This is a genomic window from Streptomyces albipurpureus (genome assembly GCF_023701525.1).
Classification (GTDB): domain Bacteria; phylum Actinomycetota; class Actinomycetes; order Streptomycetales; family Streptomycetaceae; genus Streptomyces; species Streptomyces albipurpureus.
Genome location: NZ_JAMQAW010000046.1, coordinates 29,628 through 49,789, shown reverse-complemented (window position 1 = coordinate 49,789; position 20,162 = coordinate 29,628). Strand labels below are relative to the sequence as shown.

Annotated in this window: 16 protein-coding genes; 7 read left to right on the top strand and 9 right to left on the bottom strand. The window is 68.3% G+C overall.

Going from position 1 to position 20,162, the window contains the following annotated elements:
* Positions 1–64: 64 nt before the first annotated feature.
* On the bottom strand, positions 65–1,603 hold the full coding sequence (locus NBG84_RS31600) for a YfcC family protein (RefSeq protein ID WP_250923104.1): 1,539 nt from the start codon (positions 1,601–1,603) through the stop codon (positions 65–67).
* A 335-nt stretch (positions 1,604–1,938) separates the two neighbouring features.
* Between NBG84_RS31600 and NBG84_RS31595 the strand changes: the two genes are divergently transcribed.
* Together NBG84_RS31595 and NBG84_RS31590 are read left to right on the top strand one after the other, a co-directional pair.
* The gene (locus NBG84_RS31595) at positions 1,939–2,574 is read left to right on the top strand and encodes a TIGR03086 family metal-binding protein (RefSeq protein ID WP_425608736.1); all 636 of its coding nucleotides are present in this window, start codon (positions 1,939–1,941) and stop codon (positions 2,572–2,574) included.
* A gap of 433 nt (positions 2,575–3,007) precedes the next feature.
* On the top strand, positions 3,008–3,391 hold the full coding sequence (locus NBG84_RS31590) for a DoxX family protein (RefSeq protein ID WP_250923103.1): 384 nt from the start codon (positions 3,008–3,010) through the stop codon (positions 3,389–3,391).
* Positions 3,392–3,798: 407 nt separating this feature from the next.
* On the opposite strand, the gene NBG84_RS31585 is transcribed toward NBG84_RS31590, so the two are convergent.
* The 6 genes from NBG84_RS31585 to NBG84_RS31560 form a co-directional block, all read right to left on the bottom strand.
* Positions 3,799–5,934 (bottom strand): hypothetical protein, encoded by a 2,136-nt coding sequence (locus NBG84_RS31585; protein ID WP_250923102.1) that lies wholly within the window; start codon positions 5,932–5,934, stop codon positions 3,799–3,801.
* Between the two features lie 512 nt (positions 5,935–6,446).
* Positions 6,447–7,823 carry an 8-oxoguanine deaminase gene (locus NBG84_RS31580; protein WP_250923101.1) on the bottom strand — a complete coding sequence of 459 codons (1,377 nt, stop codon included), beginning with the start codon at positions 7,821–7,823 and terminating at the stop codon, positions 6,447–6,449.
* A 118-nt stretch (positions 7,824–7,941) separates the two neighbouring features.
* The gene (gene pucL / locus NBG84_RS31575; RefSeq protein ID WP_250923100.1) at positions 7,942–8,880 is read right to left on the bottom strand and encodes a factor-independent urate hydroxylase; all 939 of its coding nucleotides are present in this window, start codon (positions 8,878–8,880) and stop codon (positions 7,942–7,944) included.
* Positions 8,881–8,883: 3 nt separating this feature from the next.
* Complete coding sequence (uraH, locus tag NBG84_RS31570) at positions 8,884–9,306, bottom strand: hydroxyisourate hydrolase (RefSeq protein WP_250923099.1); 423 nt, start codon at positions 9,304–9,306, stop codon at positions 8,884–8,886.
* Between the two features lie 105 nt (positions 9,307–9,411).
* On the bottom strand, positions 9,412–9,951 hold the full coding sequence (gene uraD / locus NBG84_RS31565; RefSeq protein WP_250923098.1) for a 2-oxo-4-hydroxy-4-carboxy-5-ureidoimidazoline decarboxylase: 540 nt from the start codon (positions 9,949–9,951) through the stop codon (positions 9,412–9,414).
* Between the two features lie 307 nt (positions 9,952–10,258).
* Positions 10,259–12,307 carry a M4 family metallopeptidase gene (locus tag NBG84_RS31560; RefSeq protein WP_250923097.1) on the bottom strand — a complete coding sequence of 683 codons (2,049 nt, stop codon included), beginning with the start codon at positions 12,305–12,307 and terminating at the stop codon, positions 10,259–10,261.
* Positions 12,308–12,855: 548 nt separating this feature from the next.
* Between NBG84_RS31560 and NBG84_RS31555 the strand changes: the two genes are divergently transcribed.
* Together NBG84_RS31555 and NBG84_RS31550 are read left to right on the top strand one after the other, a co-directional pair.
* Positions 12,856–13,626 (top strand): hypothetical protein, encoded by a 771-nt coding sequence (locus NBG84_RS31555; RefSeq protein WP_250923096.1) that lies wholly within the window; start codon positions 12,856–12,858, stop codon positions 13,624–13,626.
* Positions 13,627–13,795: 169 nt separating this feature from the next.
* On the top strand, positions 13,796–14,302 hold the full coding sequence (locus NBG84_RS31550; protein WP_250923095.1) for a GNAT family N-acetyltransferase: 507 nt from the start codon (positions 13,796–13,798) through the stop codon (positions 14,300–14,302).
* Positions 14,303–14,336: 34 nt separating this feature from the next.
* Here the strand turns inward: NBG84_RS31550 and NBG84_RS31545 are convergent, their stop codons facing one another.
* Entirely contained in the window at positions 14,337–16,001 is a 1,665-nt protein-coding gene (locus tag NBG84_RS31545; protein ID WP_285368162.1) for an AMP-binding protein, read from the bottom strand.
* Entirely contained in the window at positions 15,998–17,677 is a 1,680-nt protein-coding gene (locus NBG84_RS31540) for an AMP-binding protein (protein ID WP_250923094.1), read from the bottom strand. Before NBG84_RS31540 ends, NBG84_RS31545 begins: the two co-directional genes overlap by 4 nt.
* 137 nt (positions 17,678–17,814) lie before the next feature.
* Here NBG84_RS31540 and NBG84_RS31535 point away from each other — a divergent pair, with 137 nt between their 5' ends.
* The 3 genes from NBG84_RS31535 to NBG84_RS31525 all read left to right on the top strand — a co-directional run bounded on the left by NBG84_RS31535 (position 17,815) and on the right by NBG84_RS31525 (position 20,147).
* The gene (locus NBG84_RS31535; protein ID WP_250923115.1) at positions 17,815–18,642 is read left to right on the top strand and encodes a helix-turn-helix transcriptional regulator; all 828 of its coding nucleotides are present in this window, start codon (positions 17,815–17,817) and stop codon (positions 18,640–18,642) included.
* An 84-nt stretch (positions 18,643–18,726) separates the two neighbouring features.
* Positions 18,727–19,371: a LysE family translocator gene (locus NBG84_RS31530; RefSeq protein WP_250923093.1), complete on the top strand. Its 645-nt coding sequence runs from the start codon at positions 18,727–18,729 to the stop codon at positions 19,369–19,371.
* A 332-nt stretch (positions 19,372–19,703) separates the two neighbouring features.
* Positions 19,704–20,147, top strand: coding sequence for an SAV_915 family protein (locus tag NBG84_RS31525; protein ID WP_250923092.1), 444 nt, complete (start codon positions 19,704–19,706; stop codon positions 20,145–20,147).
* Positions 20,148–20,162: the final 15 nt, after the last annotated feature.

Here is a 20,162-nt window from a genome sequence, read left to right as displayed (position 1 = left end):
TCCTTTACCTGTCCTTACCGCATTTACGCCCCGAACCCCGCAGGACGTGGGTGGCCGGAACGCGTCAGGTCAGGGCCGCACCCGCCACCAGGAAGCCGCAGATCAGTACGGCCAGAATCGCGAGCAGCGGCCAGACGAAGCGTAGGTACCGGTTGTAGCCGACCTTGGCAAGCGCCACTCCGCCGATGGTGACCGCGGTGGTGGGCACCCAGAGGTTCATCCAACCGCTGGCTGACTGCCAGGCGGTCACCACCACGGCACGGGAGACCCCCGCGAAGTCGGCCAGCGGGGCCAGGATCGGCATGGCGAGGGTGGCGTGGCCGGAGGTGGAGGGGATCAGAAAGGCCATCGGCAGGTTCACCAGGAACACCAGCACGGCGAAGAGACCCGATGAGGTCCCCTTCACCACCCCTTCGATGGAGTGGAGCACGGTGTCGGTCACCAGGGAGTTGTTCATGATCACCGTGACGCCTCGGGCCAGCACGATCACCAAAGCCGGAGAGATGAAGTCCCCCGCGCCCTGAGTGAGGGTGGCGCTGAGCCGCTGCTCCCCAAAGCGCGCAATCAACCCCACGAGCACCGCGGCCACCATGAACATCGCCGCCAGGTGCGGGAAGGACCAGCCGAGTTCAAAACCGTACGGCGCCGCCTGCGCGTCTCCCGTCAAAGCACTGGCCCAGGGGACGACCGAGAAGATCATGAAGGCGAAGACCAGGGCGACGACGGTCAGTACCGTCCTGTCCAGGGCGGTGAGATCCGGTGGAGCGGCTGCCCCTGCCGCAGCCCGATCACGGTCACCGGGGAGAAAGCCGGAGAGCGATCGGTCGGGATCCTTCCGTACCCGCCGCGCGTAGTGGATGACATACGCGATGGTGACGGCCGTCAGCACCACCCACATGACAGCACGGAGTGCGATGCCGTCCCCGAGGGAGATGTCGGCGGCCGAGGAGGCCACCCCCGTGGCAAAGGGGTTGACGGTGGAGCAGAGCACCCCGATGCCGGCGCCGAGGATGATGGTGCCGGTCGCGGTCATCCGGTCGTAGCCGAGTGCGAGCATCAGCGGGACGATCAGCCCGTAGAAACCAAGGGTCTCCTCGGCGAACCCTTCGACCGTGCCGAGCAGGGAGAAGACAAGCATCACCCCGGCGATCAGCAGCACCCCGCGATGTCGAAGCCGGTGGGCCAGCCGGGCGATGCCCCGGTCCAGGGCGCCGGTGGCGAAGACAACGGTGATGAAGGCCCCGATGGCGAGAACGAAGAGGAAGACCCCGGCACTGCCGTAGAGTTCACCGGCGAAATCGGGGCCGACCTCGCCCGTCGTCCCGTCCTGGATGCCGTAGAGACCGTTGACCGGGGCGAGAAACAGATCGTTGAGACGGTCGACAAGGCTCCGTCCGCTGTCGACTCGATGGTAGGTGCCCTCAATCGGCGCCCCGTCGGCGTTGCGGTCGTAGGCGCCCGGCGGAATGAGGAAGGCGGCGGCCCACACCACGATGGTGACGAGCGCCAGAACGGTCAGGGCGCTGGGAAAGGTGAACCGCGTCCCAGCCGGAGTCCCTTCGGGGGGATCGGTGGGGGTCTGCTCGGATGCCGATGCCGTCATCGGTGCCACCGGGGATCGAACCGGGCGGAGCGCGGGCGGTCATCGGCACCGCCGCGGGCGCGACGGCCGGGCGGTTCAGCGCGGAGACCGGAGGCGCGGACACCGGAGGCAAGGAGCGCTCCCGCCGACCCTGCCGGGATCAGGGAGCCGATAGTCGGACAGACGTTCGAGATCGGTGCACCGGTCGCTACAGGGGCAGGCCCGTCGCCCTTGAGTTCCGGACTCATCTCTCACCCCTGTCCCTCACGGTGACCCGCTGACTGCGTTCAATGGATCACAGGGCGTTCAAAGGCGCACGTCAGCGTAGGTCGACCGGCCGAGGAGCGCGCTGAGCGATGAGTTTTCCTCCTGTGGACGGTCATCCCTCCATGAACTCGAACAACCCACTCCCCCACCCCGACCTGCGTCCGGCGGCACGGGCGGTCGCCCAACTGGCCGAGGGCATCGGGAACGAGAGACTCGGCGATCCGACCCCCTGTCCCCAGTACGCCGTCCGGGAGCTACTGGGGCACCTCGTCGGGCTGGCCACCGCTTTCCGGGACGCCGGCCGCAAGGATCTCGGTCCGACCACCGGTACGGACCCGCAGGCGGCGCTGCCCGAACTGCCGGACGACTGGCGGACCCTGCTCCCGCTGAGGCTCGACGAGTTGGCGCGGGCCTGGGTGCCGGTGGCGGCCTGGGAAGGGCAGACCCAGGCGGGAGGCATTGCCTTGCCCGCGCAAATCGCTGGCCGGGTGGCGGTCAATGAGCTGGTGGTGCACGGCTGGGATCTGGCCCGGGCGACCGGTCAGCCCTATGCACCCGAAGAGGCGAGCCTGCGCCTGTCGTACGAGCTGTTGGAGCCCTCGGACCACGATCCCGGCCGGGAAGCGATCTTCGGGCCGGTGGTTGAGGTGCCCGCGGGGGCATCCCTGCTCGACCAGGTGGTGGGCCGCAGCGGACGCCGGCCTGACTGGCGGCCCGGAGACTGACCACAGCGGCCGACACCCGCCACCGGGCTTCCGTACGTCCGAGGGACCTGGCGTCCGGTACGGGTTCGACAGCGGGTGGTACTCGATCCACCCGCCCGGTCCGGCACGGGGCAGACCGGGCGGGTCCCAACCAGGCGGTGGGAGCGAGAAGTCAAGAAGGACGAGGTGAGGGGCCGGCGCGGCGGTTCCGCTTCCGCGACGGCGTCGACAGGGGGTCGCCTGACCGTGATCGCTGGGGTCCCCACACGACAGAGGCCCACCCGGCCACCAGCAAGGTCATCGCTGATCGGGGTGGGAGAACCAGCCCAGGAAGGCGGTACGCGCGCCCGCCGTCCGATGCCCTGATGTTCGGGTGTTCGCTCGGGAGATGTCACAGCGGGCATCGCTGTCTCGTCGTACGAGGTGGAGGCAATCCTCGATCAAGGAGCAGATGATGAACCTCGCGCTGTGGATCGCTGCCGGACTGCTGTCCGCGGTAGCCCTGGCCGGCGGCGTCACCAAGTCGTTCGTACCCAAGGAGAGACTGGCCGCCGCCCCGGGCGGGGGATGGACCGGGGCCGCCAGTGCCGGGTCCGTCAAGGCTCTGGGTGTGCTTGAGGTTCTGGCATCGGCGGGCCTGGTCCTGCCCGGCGCGCTGGACATCGCACCGGTTCTGGTGCCGGTGACCGCGGTCTGCTGGGTCCTGCTGATGGTCGGCGCGATGATCACCCACGGCCGACGCGATGAACCCGGGTTCGCGGTACTGAACCTCTTCTATCTCGCCCTCGCGGCCTTCATCGCATGGGGCCGCTTCGGCCCGGAGTCCTTCACCGGCTGACCGGCCGCAACCCACGCTTCCCGATTCTCCCGCCCCGCCCTGCCCAGCGTCGGGCTCACCCGGAGGCGGCTGGGCTGTCCTGTCTCGGAGTTGAGAGCCGATTGCTGATCAGGGAGGGTGAAGATCATGGGGGTGTTCGTGGCAGGCGGGGCAGAGGCAAGGCGGCGCCACGTGCCGCAGCTCCTGGGGGCATCCCGCTCACGCCGCCCACCGCTGAGACCGGGCTGCCCGTGGCTGCGGGCATCCTGGGGGCAGCAGTGGCGACTTCCCGGGTGCGCCCACCCCAGCCGCCCGCGGCCCACAGGGTCGTACGCGACTGGTCGTACGCGACTGGTCGTACGCGACTGGTGGTACGCCGGGCGGCTCGTCCCCGCCGATCGTGTCCGCGAGCGCGGGGACCGGGCCGCCTAGGACGCGAGGAGCTCTCTCGCAGCGGCGCGGAGCCGCTCGTCCGACCGGACGATCTCCGAATCAAGGCCCGAAGCCACCACCCTCAGATCTCCCTCAGCCAGGACGGTCAGCCGGCGGATCACCGCCGGTGTCCTTGCCTGGGTTCCCAGAGCCTTGAGGGCGTCAAGCGCTGCGGCCGGGGCGGCGTCCAGCTCAGCGGAGGTCAGCAGCAGATCCGAGGCCCGGCCCTGCTCAACAGCGCTGCCCACCGCCCGTAGCGCCAGCACCGCGCCGGGCGCGAGAACCGGATCGGCGAGAAGTGCTTCCAGCGCGGGCGTCAGCGCCTTCGCATGGGGCCCGATCTCAGCAGCGGCACGGGCGGCGTTCGTCCGGGGCTTGTCGGTCCACATTCCGTCCGCCGCCTCCGCCAGGACTCCGCCCAGCACCTTGACGGCTTCCGCGGCCTCTTGGGTCACTCGCCAGAGCGCCACCGCTATCTGTATGTCGGCATTCATCTCCTGGACGGTCCGACGGCGCCCCTGCGGGGTCAGCGCAGAGCGCAGGTCGGGCACCAACTCGGCGCCCGCCTCACCCAGTTGTCCTGCGGCGATCGGTAGGTGTTCCGCGGGCGCGCCCTGGCGGAGCGCGGCGCTGAGGGCATCCACGAGCGGGCCCGTCGCACCGGTCAGCCGCCATAGTGCCTCCGCCGCAGCGCAGCGGCCTTCCACCTCGTCCGACCCGGCGGCCTGGCGCAGCAGGTCCGCGGTGGCCTCACGATTCTCGGGCGGGCAGATCGCGGCGAGCGCGGCCGGGATGACCAGGGGGAACCGCTTCAGCGCATTGGCCAGCTCGGGTAGCGCGGCTGCGGACCGCGGTCCCCAGTCAAGGAGCAACTGGGTCAGCTCAGCGGGTTCGTGGTCCTTGACTTCCTCGGCTCCCACCAGCGTGGTCAGCCGAATGCGGATGGCGTTCAACAACTCCGGCGCATAAGGCAGACGAAGCCGCCGCTGTTGACCACGGGTGTCGGTCAGTGCGGCAAGGGTCCGGGAGCGGTGGTCCAGATCACGGGCGAGGAGGGGGGCCGCCTGCTCGGGGGCGATCCTCGCGAGCACGGCGAGCGCCCGGTCGGCGAGATCGCCCTCCGCGGCAACGAGCGCCGCCAACTCGGGTGCGGCAGGCGCGGCATGGGCTCCGAGCTTGTCCAGGATCGGCAGGAGGGAGGCGACGCGGGTGAACGAGGGGTCGGCCAGCAGTGGAACGAGCGCCGGGGCAAGCCGGGCCGGGGCGCCGCGCGAGATCACGCAGGCGTGTTCGGCGGCCCAGAGCGCTTCTTCCCGAGCGTCCGGCTCCACCAGCAGGAGTGCGGCTTCGAGCAGCCGGTACGCCGCCGCACGGTCCGCGTCCGTGTCACGGCGCAGAAGGACATCCACCACATGGCGCAGGGGTTCTGTGCGCTCCTGATCGCTGCGGCCCGCGACATGAGCCGCGGCGGGCAGCAGCGACACCAGGGTGTCCCGGTGGATGGGCAGGAACGGCAGTCCGGCGTCCGCGGTGGCCATCACCGCGCTCACCCTCAGCTCGGCGGGCTCGGATGCGGCGAGCCCCGACCGGATGTCCTCCTCGCTGCCCTGGGGGTCGAGGTGTGCGAGTGCGGCGAGCAGTTCGGCGCGTACGGTGGGCTGCTTCTCCAACTGCCCCATCCAGCGGTTGCGCAGCGCGGGCAGCGCCGACGCGCAGCCGCTGCGGCCCGCCGTCCACACCGCCAACCGGCGCACGTCGTCGGCGACGGAATCCAGCAGGCCCAGGATCAGGGGCAGTTGGGTCACCACGGCTGCCCGGCAGGCACCCGGGGCGGGGAGTCCGAACTCATCCTCGCTGTCGGCTATACCGCCGAGCAGTGCCAGCATCTCGGCGGGGCGCACATCGGCGGCGGCGAGACGGGCGAGGTAGGGCACGGCCGCAGCGGTCGCCCCGTACACCGTGCCCTGGTGCAGGATGCTCGCCCAGAGTTGGTCGAATGCGTCGGTGGCCTGCTCCTCGTCGCCCGCGAGCGCGCGCAGCAGGTCCGGTAGGTCCTCCGCCTCCCCATAGGCATGGCCCAGAGCGGCCCAGGGCACGCCGTCCAGATCCGCGAAAACCCGTTCAAGATCCATGCTTCCGAGCATGCCATGAGGGTCTGACATCGAGGACGCGCGCGGTTCCGCGTTGACCCTTGGCCCGGTACCAACCGCTGGTGGGCCCAGGCCAACCGCTGACGGGCCCGGGCCCAACCGCTGACCGGCTCGGGCCAAGGGTCGTTCCGGATCTGCCGCGGGTCCGCCGGGGCCCGCCCTGAGCGCTGTTCCGGGCCGGTTGACTGGTGTCAGGCACGTGGTGAGTGCGCCTCCATCCACGTTGAGCGTCCGCCCGGTGAGGTGGCGGGCGGCTGGGTACGCGAGGAACACGACGGCGGCTGCGATGTCCGCGGGAGATTCGGCGCGCCCGGTCGCGGAGGCGGCCACCAGCGGCCGACGATGTGCATCCGCCGGGTGGTCCCGGAAGAGCTCGTGTCGGCGATGTGGCCGGGCGGTACGGACGTCGGCGGTGATTCCATCTGGCCCGAGCCGAGGCCAGGTTCCAGGTGGCGGGCCCCGCCTTGGACGCACCGTGGAAGCCGCTTCGGACGTCAGCGCTCTTCCCCGAGCCGCATCAGGCGCTGCGCCTCGGCCCGAGTCACCCGGGCGATGTCGTCCTCGTCCACCGTTGTGAGTCGGTTGTCCTCCACCACGGCTCTGCCGTTGATGAGGGAGAGGGTCACGGGGGCGGCCGCGCCGAAGACCAGCGCGGTCACCGGGTCGGCAATGGACGCGTGGGCCAGGGTGTCGAGTCTCCACAACACCAGGTCGGCGAGCTTTCCCACCTCCAGGGAGCCGATCTGCTCCGCGCGTCCCAGGACCTGCGCGCCTCCGTGGGTGCCCAGCCGCAGCGCCGCCCGAGCGGTCAGGGCCGACTCGCCATGCCTACCGAGGCGGTTGATCAGGAGGGCGTTGCGCAGCTCGGTGTGCAGTTCGCCCGACTCGTTGGAAGCGGTCCCATCGACCCCCAGCCCCACCGGTATGCCCGCCGCCAGCATGTCGGGGACCCGGGCGATACCGGCGGCGAGACGGGCGTTGGAGGAGGGGCAGTGCGCTACGCCGGTGCCGGTGCGGGCGAAGGCGGCGATATCCGAATCGTCCATATGGACGCAGTGGGCCATCCACACATCCGGCCCGAGCCAGCCGGTGGATTCGAAGTAGTCGGTGGGACCCATGCCGAAGAGTTCCTTGCAGAAGCGCTCTTCCTCGACGGTCTCCGATCCGTGGGTGTGCAGTCGTACGCCCCTGCTCCGTGCGAGCCTCGCCCCTTCCCTCAGCAGGTCGGTGGAGACGGAGAAGGGGGAGCAGGGCGCCACGGCGATCTGGGTCATGGCGTCGAACGAGGCATCGTGGTGGGTGTCGATGGTCGCGTCGGTCGCGGCGAGCGCGCCGTCGAGTGACTCCACGGCGAAGTCCGGGGGTAGCCCGCCGTTCGACGCGCCGCGGTCCATCGAGCCACGGGCGAGGGTGAAGCGGACTCCGACCTCCTGGGCCGCCCCGATGATCGCGCCCGATAGATCACCGGAACCACGGGGATAGATGTAGTGGTGGTCCATCGCGGTGGTGACACCGCCACGGGCCATCATCGCCAGGGAACCCCGCGCGGCCGCCCGGACCATCGGCTCGTCGATGCGTGCCCAGGTCGGATAGAGGGCGACCAGCCAGTCGAAGAGATTGTGGTCGGTGGCCAAACCACGGGTGATCCACTGGTAGAAGTGGTGATGGGTGTTGACCAGACCCGGCGTGGCAAGATGACCGGTGGCGTCGATACGGCGGACGACATCGGGCAGTCCCCGGGGCGCCCGGCCCGGGCCGATCGCCTCGATCCGGTTGTCCGCGACGACGATGTGCCCGCTGGGGTGCTCGGTGTCGACGCTGTCCACGGTGGCGATGGCGCAGTTCTCGATGACGATGCGCGCGGCGGTCATAGGGGTCCTCGTCTCTCCGCTGGACAGAACCACCGGGGTGCGGCGTCTGAAGGGAACGGCGCTGGCGACCACGGGACAGCCCTTGGGACTCATCCCCGGCTCGTAGCGGGCCTTCGGCTCACCCGCCGGTCAGGTCAACCGGAATCTCTGCTGCGGCCCCATCGCGCAGGACGGTGGCCTCGATCAGCCCGAAGGGGCGGTCAGCCGCGAGATAGACCTCATGGTCATTGGTCAGGTCGAAGGGTTTCAGATCAACCAGGAAATGGTGCTTGTTCGGCAAGGAGAAACGAATCTCATCTATTCCCTCCATACCCTCCAGGACCCGTGATCCCATGGCATACAGGGTCTGCTGGAGCGAATATGAGTACGTTTCAGCGAAAGCCTGGAGTATATACCTCTTCGCCTGGGCGTAGGAGTCTTCCCAGGCTGGCATGGGATTCTCATCGAATTCCCAACCATGGCGCCAGCGAGCGGACACATCGGTGGCGAGTATGCGGTCGTACGCCTCTTGGAGGGTGGTGTACCGATCCTTGACGTATCCCCAGAACTCGGAGTTGGTCGAGTTCATCACCGTAAGGTCTTCAAGGCCGGAGATGATCTGCCAGCGCGCACCGTCGTAGGTGATCTGACAGACCCTGGTCTCCTGGCCGCTGCGGACGAAGGAGTGGCCACTGGCTTCGGTGGCCTCGGTGAACGTCGTAGCCTCGCCCGCTCCCGGCATCGGGACCTGGATTCGTTCCCAGGCGTACTCCTCGATCCGGATGCGCGCTCGCTGGATATGCTGCTGCGAGGTGACGAAATGGCGTGCGAGGTGGATGCCGAACTGCTCGGCCGACTCGATTCCGTATTCCTTGGCGAAGGCGTAGACGGTGTTCTTCGTCGTATCGGTCGGCAGCACATGGGCATTGGAACCCGAGTGGTGGACCTCTGCCATGTCGCCCGACAGGGAGATGGAGACGCTGAGGTCCTTCAGTCGATGGATGCCACCGTCCCGGACGATCCTGACGACGCGGTTCTCCGATTTTCCGTACTGGTTCTGACCAAGAATGGCGGGCACGGGCTAGCTCCCTCGGTATACGGAGTATCCGAACGGGGTGAGCAGGAGCGGGACGTGATAGTGCTCCCCAGGGGTGATCGCGAAGACAACCACCACTTCCGGAAGGAAAACAGGGCTTTCCCTTTCGCTCGCGTCGTCCTGCCGCGCCGCGGGAGCCCGGAGATCGACGCTCGGCCGGACGGTGGGCGGAGGGGATGAGAAGTACGCCCCGGTCTGAAACTCAAGCCGAACCTGGGTCGTCCCTTTCGGCGGTACCGGCAGATCCGTGCAACGACCGTCGGCGTCGGTCGTGGAGCCGCCGAGCAGCTGCCAGGGACGACCGGGGCCGGACCGGGTCGCCAGGGAGACGGCGACACCCACCGCTGGTCGTCCCTTGCTGGTGTCCAGGATGTGGGTGGACACCGAGGCAGTGGTTTCGGTGCTCATCGATCCCCTTCCGTAGCTGCGTTGGACCTTGCCCTCGACGGTGTGGGTGCGCCACCAACAGGCCCTGTCGGCTGATTGGTTGGAGCGGGTCGCCAGGAGAACTCCTCACGCTCCGGCGGTGAGTCGGGCGAGCCGAACGCGGTTGATCCTGCCCAGTTCGACGCGAACGACGTCGAGTTCCCGCTCGGGAGGATTCCGCAACCGTTCTCGCACGGCATCGCGCATCTGCTCCCCGGTCAGCCCGGTGGCGCAGATGAGAAAGACATGACCGAACCGCTCCTGATAGGCGAGGTTCAGTTCCAGCATCTCGGCCTTGAGCCTCGCGGTGGCCCTTGCCATGCCCTGCTGTTCACCTGTGGAGACGGCGTCGTCGGGCCGTGGCCGGCCGATCGGTGGGTGTGCGGCCAGGGCAGCCGCCAAATCCGCGGCGCTCAGCCGGGCCACCACGGCATCGTTGGCCGCGAAGAGTGCCTCGGCATCCGCGTAGGGCCGGTGGGAGAGCATCCCCCTCACCCATCGGGGGCTGGCGCAGACCGCGGACAGGAGGTCGAGCGCATCCGGCTGTGTCACGGTGTTGAACCGGGCGAGCTGCCGCACAGATCCGGACGCCGCTCCCCTTGGATACTGCTGTGGGCTCGATGTCACGGGGCCTCCGTGGACGTCGTTCACTGGGTGTGGGAGGGACGGGCTGCGGCCAGCTAACGCCCCGTGGAAGACGGCAGTCAACAGTTTGTTGAAGAGTTGCCACGATGGGCCAGACCGACACTCCGTAATCGGTGTGATCGACCAAGAGGAAGGCAACCACGGCTCACCCAAACCCGAGGGCCCCGCCGTAGCCTTGGCGGGTGCCGCCCCGCCCGGATCGCGCGACGGCCCTTGGACACAGCCCCGGACGTAACAGCGCCCGAGAGGGTGAAGTCTCCTCTCAGGCGCGTACACGATGCCTAGCTGCTCAGAAGGTGAGTTTGAAGCTGTTGATACGGCCGGTGTCCTGCCATCCCTTGTCCTCCACCCGAAGCTTCCAGACCCCGTTCGCCACCTCTGATGAAGCGTTGACCGGGTAGGTCTTCTTCAGGTTGGGCGCCGTGTCGTAGGGGCTGGAGGCCTTCAGCGGGTACACGGTCCCGTCCGGGGCGATCAGGTCCACCGCCAGGTCGCCGCGGAAGGTGTGGATGATGTCCACACCCACGTGGAGGGTGGCCGGGGCGTTGCCCGGTATCCCGGAGACGGTGACCGAGGAGGTGACCGCAGGACCGAGATCGGGGATGGCAACGGCGGTGGTGTTCTCGAAGACGGTGCCCGGGGGGTTGGGCTCGCCTCCGCCGGGGCGGTCGCCGACATTGACCCCGGCCCAGGCGTCGGTCACGCCCTTCACCTCGGGGCTGGTCGCCCCGTAGAGCTCGGTCGCCACCGCGAGGGTGCCGGCGCGTGCTCCCGCGTAGTCGGTGGTGGAGTTGAACTTGGTGGTGAGCGCCTTGTACCAGATCAACGCGGCCTTGTCCCGGCCGATGGCGGTGACGGGCAGTCCATCGCTCGTCGGCGAGTAGTAGTCGACGCCGTTGACGGTCTTGCTGCCACTGCCCTCGGACGCCAGATAGAACCAGTGGTTCGCCGGGCCCGATGAGTAGTGGACGTCCTGGTTGGCGATGCCCGCGTACCAGTAGTCCTTGGAGGGGCCGTCCTTGCTGGGCTCGTCCATGTACCGCAGCGGGGTCCCGTTGCCGCGGATGTCGATCTTCTCGCCGACGAGGTAGTCGCCCACGTCCTGGGGGTTGTTGGCGTGGAACTCGACGGCGGCGGCGAAGATGTCCGAGGTCGCCTCGTTGAGGCCGCCTGACTCACCGCTGTAAACCAGGTTGGCCGTCGCGGACGTCACACCGTGGGTCATCTCATGCGCGGCCACATCAAGCGCGGTGAGCGGTTCGGTGTTTCCGTATCCGTCGCCGTAGGTCATGCAGAAGCAGGAGTCCTGCCAGAACGCGTTGGAGTAGTTGTTGCCGTAGTGCACCCGCGACGACGCACCGACACCGTCACCACGGATACCGCTGCGGCCCTGGACGTTCTTGAAGTAGTCCCAGGTCACTCCGGCGCCATAGGCGGCGTCCGCGCCCGCCGTCTCACTGTTCGCCGGCAGACCGTTGCCCCAGACGTCATCCGGCCCGGAAAACAGGGTGGGTGTGCCAGGGGTCCCCTTGTTCAAGTCATACGTGCTGTGGTTGCCGCGTCCGGCGTCGGTGAGGTTGTACGAGGAACCGGACTGCGTACTGCCGAGGGTGACCTGGCCGCTGTACTGGGTGTTCCCGGTGCCGTTGTGAACCGCCTGCCACTCATACAGCTTCTTACCACTGCCGGCATCGGTGACCACATGCAGCTCATTGGGGGTGCCGTCATGCTGCAACCCCCCAACGACCGTCTCATACGCCAGCACCGGCTTCCCGCCCTGCGCCAGCCAGACGACCTTACGCGGCGCACGCTCCGCCACCGTCCTGGTCGACCCCTCCGCCTTCGCCCGACCCAACGCCTGCCGCTGAGCCACCGCGGGCGCCAAACCAGCCGTCGTCCCCACGTTCCTCAACGAAACCGTCGAAGCCCGAGCGACCGACTCGGTGGCACCCGCCTTCGACTCCGCCACCACCAGATCGCCACCAAGGACCGGCAACCCGGCGAACGTCCGCTCATAACGGGTGTGGGTGGTCCCATCGCGATCCTGCGTGACATCGCGAACCACCAACTTCTCCTGAGCCGTCAAGCCCAGCTCCCTAGCGGTAGCCGCCGTAGTGGCACTCCGCGCACGAATCAACTCCGCACGCCGCGCCGGGCTCAGACTCAACGGCAACGCGCCCGGATCAACCTTTCCCACCTTCGCCGCAGCCGGTGAGGCCGCCGACGGTGCCGATGACACGGCGGCCGAAGCGCCGCCCTGGAAACCAACGGCCAACAGGGCCGCACTCGCTATGAGTGCTCCGGTCGCGGTGGTACGACGACGATGCGTGGATCTCACGCGAACTCCTTCTGCAAAGGCGATGACGGGACAGCCTGGTGAGGGCGCCCAGGCAGAACGATGCGGAGCAACGGCGCGACGAACGGGGGAAGAGTGGCAGGAGTGACGTCAATCTGTCAGGAGCGCGTCAAACATTTGGCCGGAACCCTCCACCCCCACCCGTCAGCCTCAGCAGCCAGGGAACCCCGGCTCGACCATGGGCGGAATCCCCATCCCCAGGGCCCCTTGCGGCCTTCCGCGCACCTGGACAGGCCTTCACTCGGAGCGGTGGACCGCGAGCGCGTCAATGACTTTCGGCTTCGCCGCGCACATCGAGCGCGGCTGACACCTCCCCCCTCAAGTTCATCTCCACTACCACCCACCCCGAATTCCCCACCAGAACCTCCACTCGGAATACTTATTCCATATTGTGGAAATCAACAGAAAGATATGGTTGGTTCCGAGTCAAGGGATGGCCGAGAGCCTCCCCAATTCCCCTTCCGCTGATGGACGATGGACGGACGGGTGTCGGGAACGGCGGGGCGGGCCGGAAAATGGGGGATGGTTCGATGGCCGAATCTATGCGGGTGCGGTGTCCATCCTGTCTGCGGGACCACCGGTTCGCAGCACCGGTCTACCCCTGTCCCTGCGGGGCATCGCTCTCCCCACCGCTGCTCCAGGAGGCGTCACCCCAACACTTCGTCCGCCGCACCTGGGCCGAGGACTGGGTGGAGGTCCGCTGTCGGGAATGCGGTCGACAGGACCACTGGCCACAGCCGGAGCTTGGCTGTCCGTGCGGCGCACTACTGCGCATACCGGTACGGCCCGCGGCCTCCGGAACGCTCTCAGCCGACCCGGCGCCGTCGAGCGCTCCGCCGCCCTCCCACATACCGCTCCCCCGGACGGCGAACTCACCACGCCCCGCCTTCCGTCCGATCGCGATCCGTTCCGCCCGGGACGCCGTGACCATGGCCGAGCTCTATCTGAAGTGGTTGGGGTTCCGCGAGGTGGTCCAGCAGGACATCCAGCTGCCCGAGGCCCGCCCGGAACCACCGGTGGACGCCCCACTGGCGCCCACCATAGATCTCCGGGGCCCGGGACTGACCGCACAGGTCAACCCCTCCACCCGGCCGGCCGCCCCACGCGATGTGGAATGCCTCTGGCTGACCGGGCTGACCGCATCGGCGGAGAAGACGGTCTACTTCTCCCTCGCCGGCTACGCGGGAGACGCTCGCTCCCGCGCCGACGATCTAGGCGTTGCCCTCTTCACCATGGACCTCAGCGGTGATCCGCAGCCCGTCAACACCTCGGCGGCGGAGTTGGTCTCCACCGGCGTATGACCGCTGCCTCAGGGGAAGAACCGGAGCCGGTAGGGAGCGTCAATCCCGCGGCACCATCGAGACCGGGCAGACCGCGTAGGGCGGGTAGGGCCCGATCGATGAGCTGACCGCGGCGGCGCCGCCAGCACCCGCCCCGTACCCCTGGGGTATCTGCCGCGATACTTGCACCATGCGCATGCGACCCGCCACGTCCGATGAGTTCCCCCGGCTCCAGGAGATCGAAAGGGCCGCCGGAGAGCCCTTCCGGGCCCTGGGCATGTCGGAGATCGCCGACGACGACCCGCCGGCTCTGGAGGTGCTGGAGGAGTATCGGCGGGCGGGTGGCGCCTGGGTGGCGGTCGACGGCGACGGTCCGCCCCTCGCGTATCTGCTCCATGACGTGGTGGACGGCGCCGCGCACATCGAGCAGGTCTCGGTCCACCCGGCCGCCGCACGGCGCGGCATCGGCGGCCGGCTGATCGAGGACCTGGCGGTGCGGGCCGCCGCCGTCGGTCTGCCCGCGCTCACTCTGACGACCTTCGTCGAGATCCCCTGGAACGCTCCCTACTACAGTCGGCTCGGATTCCGTGCGCTCGACGAAGGAGAACTCACCGAGGGTCTGCGGGAGATCCGACAGCGGGAGAAGGATCTCGGCCTGGACCGCTGGCCCCGGGTGTGTATGCGGCGCACGATCTGACCGCGCCGACGGGCGCCGGTCCCGGGCCGCCCTGTCACTCCCGCGACAGCTGCGGACCGTACCGCTCGCGCAACTCCACCTTGCGCACCTTGCCACTGACCGTGAGCGGGAAACCGTCCAGGATCTGGAGCAGGCGAGGGATCTTGTAGTGGGCCAACCGCTCGCGGCAGAAGGCGGTGATGTCCTCCAGGGCGGGCGGATCGGCCGGGTCCCGCGGTATGACGCAGGCCAGGATCTCCTCGCCGTACCGCTGGTCAGGCACCCCGACGACCTGCACATCGGCGACCTTGGGGTGGGTGTGGAGAAACTCCTCGACCTCCCGGGGGTAGACGTTCTCACCACCCCGGATGATCATGTCCTTGATCCGGCCCACTATCTGCACATAGCCGTCGTCCCGCATCACGGCCAGGTCCCCGGTATGCATCCAACGGCCCGGATCAACGGCTTCCGCCGTCCGCTCCGGCTCGCCCCAGTACCCCAGCATCACGCTGTAGCCGCGGGTGCACAACTCACCGGCCTCCCCGCGGGGCAGGGTCACTCCCGTGACTGGGTCAACCACCTTCACCTCTATATGAGGCATCACCCGACCGACCGTACCGGTGCGCCGGTCGAGGTTGTCATCCCGGCGGGTCTGGGTGGAGACGGGAGAGGTCTCCGTCATGCCGTAGCAGATGGAGACCTCCGCCATATGCATCTCGCTGACCACCCGCCTCATCACCTCCACCGGGCAGGGAGAGCCGGCCATGATGCCGGTTCGGAGGGAAGTGAGATCGTACGAGGTGAAGTTCGGCAGATCGAGCTCGGCGATGAACATCGTCGGTACCCCGTACAGCGCGGTGCAACGCTCTTCGGAGACCGCCCTCAAGGTCGCCTCCGGGTCGAAGGAGGGCGCGGGAATCACTATGCACGCCCCATGGGAGGTGGCTGCCAGATTTCCCATCACCATCCCGAAGCAGTGGTAGAAGGGGACTGGCACGCATATCCGGTCCCGTTCGGTACAGCCGAGGGTCTCCCCCACGGAGTAACCGTTGTTGAGGATGTTGTGATGGGAGAGGGTGGCGCCCTTGGGGAAACCCGTGGTGCCCGAGGTGTACTGGATGTTCACCGGGTCGTCACAGGACAACTCCGCCTGACGAGCGATGAGTGCGCCGTCGCCGACAGCGGTGGCGGCAGCCAGGAGACGGTCCCAGGAGTCGTCCCCGATCAGGTGGACGGACCGCAGATCGAGACAGCGGTCGCGGACCGATTCGATCAGTGCGCGGTAGTCACTGCTCTTGTGCCGTTGTGAGGCGCAGAGGACGGAGACCCCGGCCTGCTTGAGTACGTACTCCAGTTCCTGCGCCCGGTAGGCGGGGTTGAGATTGACCATGATCGCGCCGACCCGGGCGGTGGCGTACTGCACCAGTACCCACTCGGGGCAGTTGACGGCCCAGATCCCGACCCGGTCGCCCTTGGCCACGCCGATGCCTATCAGCGCCCGGGCGAGTCGGTCGACGGCCGCGCCCAACTCGGCATAGGTCAGGCGGGTTCCGGAGGGGAGGTCCACCAGGGCGTCACGGTCGGGATGGGCGGCGATGGCCCGGTCCAGGTTCTGGCCGATGGTCTCGCCGAGCAGGGGGGTGGCCCCGGTGCCGTGCGCGTAGGAGAGTGGGGCATCCACCACCCAGTTGTCCATCGGACGCACATCGATGAGGCTCATCGCAGTTCTCCCTCGTCGTACTCGGTGGTGATCGAACCCTTTGCCGTGCGTTCGCGCAGTTCAATTCGGCGGATCTTTCCGGAGACGGTCTTGGGGAGTTCGGCGAACTCCAACCGACGTACCCGCTTGTACGGGGAGAGCACCGACCGTGAGTGGGCGAAGAGGATCTTCGCGGTCTCAGGGCCCGGCTCCCAGCCGTCGGCGAGTACGACATAGGCCTTGGGGACGGCGAGTCGAAGGGGGTCGGGGGCGGGCACCACGGCGGCCTCCGCAACCGCCGCGTGCTCCAGTAGGGCGCTTTCCAACTCGAACGGAGAGATCTTGTAGTCGGATGCCTTGAAGACGTCGTCCGAGCGGCCGACATAGGTGATGTACCCATCGGCATCGCGCGATCCGATGTCGCCGGTGCGGTAGTAGCCGCCCGCCATGGCCTGGCCGGTGAGCTCGGGGTCGCCGTGGTAGGTCGCCATCAGCCCCACCGGACGGGCGGCGAGATCGAGGGCGATCTCCCCCTCCGATGCGCCGGGTTCACCGGTGACCGGGTCAAGCAGCTCGACCCGGTACCCGGGACTCGGCCGGCCCATCGAGCCGGCCTTCAGCAACTGGCCCGGGCTGTTGGAGACCTGGACGGCGGTCTCGGTCTGCCCGAACCCGTCCCGGATGGTGACGCCCCACTCCCGACGAACGGTCTCGATCACCTCCGGATTGAGCGGCTCACCCGCGGCGACGGCTTCCCTCGGCGGATTCTCCAACTGAGTGAGGTCGGCTTGGATCAACATCCGCCACACGGTCGGCGGTGCACAGAAGCTGCTGACGCCCGCGCGGTCCATCGCGGCCATCAGCCGGGGCGCGTCGAAACGGCTGTAGTTGTAGACAAAGACCGTGGCCTCGGCGTTCCAGGGCGCGAAGAGATTGGACCAGGCGTGCTTGGCCCACCCCGGCGAGGAGATGTTCAGATGCACATCGCCCGGCTGGAGACCGATCCAGTACATCGTGGCGAGATGACCGATGGGGTAGGAGGTGTGGGTGTGTTCAACAAGTTTGGGACGGGCGGTCGTGCCGGAGGTGAAGTACAGCATCAGGGTGTCATCGGATCGAGTGACGCCATCCGGCTGGAAAACGGGGTCGGCGGTGTACGCGTCGGCATAGGAAAGCCAGTTGTCGATCTTGTCCCCGACCGCGATCCGGGTGTAGTCGCCGGGTACTTCGGCGAACTTCTCCGTGTCCTCGGAGCGTACGAGCACATGGGTGGCCTGGCCACGCTCCACGCGATCTCGAAGATCGACGGGGCCCAGCAACGGGGTTGCCGGGATGACGACGGCCCGGAGTTTCATGGCCGCGAGAGCGACTTCCCACAGCTCGTGCTGGTTGCCGAGCATGACAACAACCCGCTCACCGGCCCTTACGCCCTGGGCACGGAGCCAGTTCGCCACCCGGGCGGAACGGATGGACAGATCGTCGAACGAGAGTCGGGTCTCGGTCCCTTCCTCTTCGACGATATGCAGCGCGGTCCGGTCATTGCCGTCGGCGATGGCGTCGAACCAGTCAAGGGCCCAGTTGAACTGCCTGGGTCGGGGCCAGACGAAGCCGTCGTACGCGGCTCGGTACTCCTCCCGATACCGCAGCAGGAAGTCCCGGGCTGCCCGGAACTCCTCGGTTGCGCCGCTTGCCGCCATGTGCCCTCCTCATTGCCACACCACTCAGTAGCATCGTGTTAGCAGTGACCTATGTCTCACCACCCCCGATCGGGGGTGGTGCCGGGGGAAACAGAGGGAGTGGAACGGTGTTGTACGAGCCGACCGAGGCGGTGGAGATGCGAGCAGCGCTCGTGCGCTTGCGTCGCGCGACGGGGCTACCGATCGCCTTCGGTGGACTACTGCACGACGCCCAACGGCTGCGGATCGCCCAACTCAGCGGAGCGCAGACAAGCGCGCTCCACGGGCTGTCGATCTGTATGGGCAACGGTCTGGGCGGCAAGTCCATGGCACTGTCCCGGCCCTGTGCGGTGACCGACTACCGCGAGGCGCGCCACATCAGCCATGAGTACGACTCCGCCGTATCGACCGAGGGCCTGCGCTCGGTGCTCGCGGTGCCCGTCGTCGTACGCCGAAGAGTACGAGGGGTGTTGTACGGGGCGCTACGCCGGCCGATGCCGCTGGGTGATCGGACCTTCGACGCGGCGGTGGCGGCGGCGCGGGATGTCGAGCAAGCGCTGGTGGTCCGAGACGAGGTGCAGGGGCTCTTGGCCATCGCCAGGGAACCCGTCGCGGGTCCGGGGGCGTGGGAGGAGGTTCGCGAGGTGCACGGCGAGCTTCGGGCGCTGGCGCCGAAGGTGGCCGATCCAGAGCTCAGGGAGACCCTGCTGGCGGTCTGCGAACGACTGGCGGAGGCGGGGGTGCGGTCGGACGCACCCCCGGGCACGGGCACCCGGCGGCCCATGCAGCCGGTGGCACTGGCCCCGCGCGAGTTGGACGTGCTGGCCTGTGTGGCGGCGGGTGCGACCAATGTGACGACGGCGGACCGGCTGGGACTGCGGCCGGAGACCGTGAAGGGCTATCTACGAGCGGCCATGCGGAAGCTGGGGGCGCACACCCGGCTTGAGGCGGTGGTGGCGGCGAGGCGGGCGGGGCTGCTGCCCTGAAGTTGCACTTTCACCTCGGGGTTCGAGGGCAGCGGTGCTGTCCTCGGCCTAGGCAGACGATGATCGGTCCGATTCAATGAGCCGATGGTGCCCATCGACCGCTTGCTCGCCTTCGCCGCAATGTCCCTCCTGGTGATCGTCATCCCCGGTCCGAGTGTGCTGTTCGTGATCGGGCGGGCCCTCGCCCACGGTCGTCGCAGCGCGCTGGCCACCGTGCTGGGCAATGTCCTTGGTTCCTATGTCCTGGTCGTGGCCGTCGCCCTGGGAATCGGCTCGTTGGTGGAGCGTTCCGTGACCGTGTTCCTGGTCGTGAAGCTCGCGGGCGCGGCCTATCTGATCTTTCTGGGGGTGCAGGCGTTCCGGCACCGCAAGGAGATGAAGGTCGCCGACCTCCAGAGGCCCTCGGTGCCGATGCGCGGTGAGCTGCGCACGGTCGTGGATGGTGTTCTGGTCGGCGTGACCAACCCGAAGGGGATCGTGTTCTTCGCCGCGGTGCTGCCTCAGTTCGTGGACCACTCGGCGGGCGATGTCCCGGTGCAGATGCTGCTACTCGGCTTGGTGCCGATCTCCATCGGTCTGGTCACGGACACGCTCTGGGGCCTTGGTGCCGCGGCGGCGCGCGGCTGGTTCGCCCGCTCGGATCGGCGGCTGTCGCTGGTGGGTGGCGCGGGCGGGTTCGCGATGATCGGTCTGGGCGTGACGGTGGCGGCGACGGGTCGCGGGGACTGACGATCGGCGACCAGTACCCGGCGCGCATCCCGAAACGGCTGGTGGAACGCTGTCCCCGGGTGAGCGGTTCGCGGTTCGCCCGCGCTGTCCGGCGATGGCAGCTGACGACTGGCGGGGAGCGCTCGGTACCGGATATCCGTCCTGGTGCCCGCCACCCGCTCAGGATGCGTCAATTACCGGGGCATGGGCGTCAGCAGTGCGTCATGAGCCGGTCGATGCGGTGCCTTACGACCTAGCGTCGAGGGGTCGGATGGCGTATGCACCCCGGTCACCGGCTCAGCTCTTGGCTTGGCCTGGCTCTTGGAGTCGGCCCGGCTCCCAGTGGAGGAAGCATGTACTCGATCAGACGCGAGGAATCCGACGGCGGCGACCCTGAGGAACCCCGCCCGACGGGACCCCTCTATGTCCCGGTGCGTCTGGGCTCGCTCGGCGGCCGCCAACTGTGTTTTATGCGTACGCCCCTGGGGGTGCGCACCGCCGTGGGATTCACCAGCGGGGAACAACTCGCCGCGGTCCTGGGCGCTGGGCAGCAGTGGATCAGGCTCGCGGAGCCCGTGCTCAGGGAGCTCGCGGAGCCGCTCGGAGTGCTGATGCTGACGGTCGACCCGCAGCTGACCGCCCCTGGACCGGCCCGGCCGGCCACGGCTGGACCGCGGGTGCCGCTCTGCGCACGCCGTCGCAGCTCGGGAGAGCTCGAAGCCTCGCAGCCCCTTGCGGAAAGGGCCGAGGAACGGACCTCGGAGTGGGAGCTCTCCACCGCCTCGTCGGAGCAGTGAGCGGATAGATCGCGG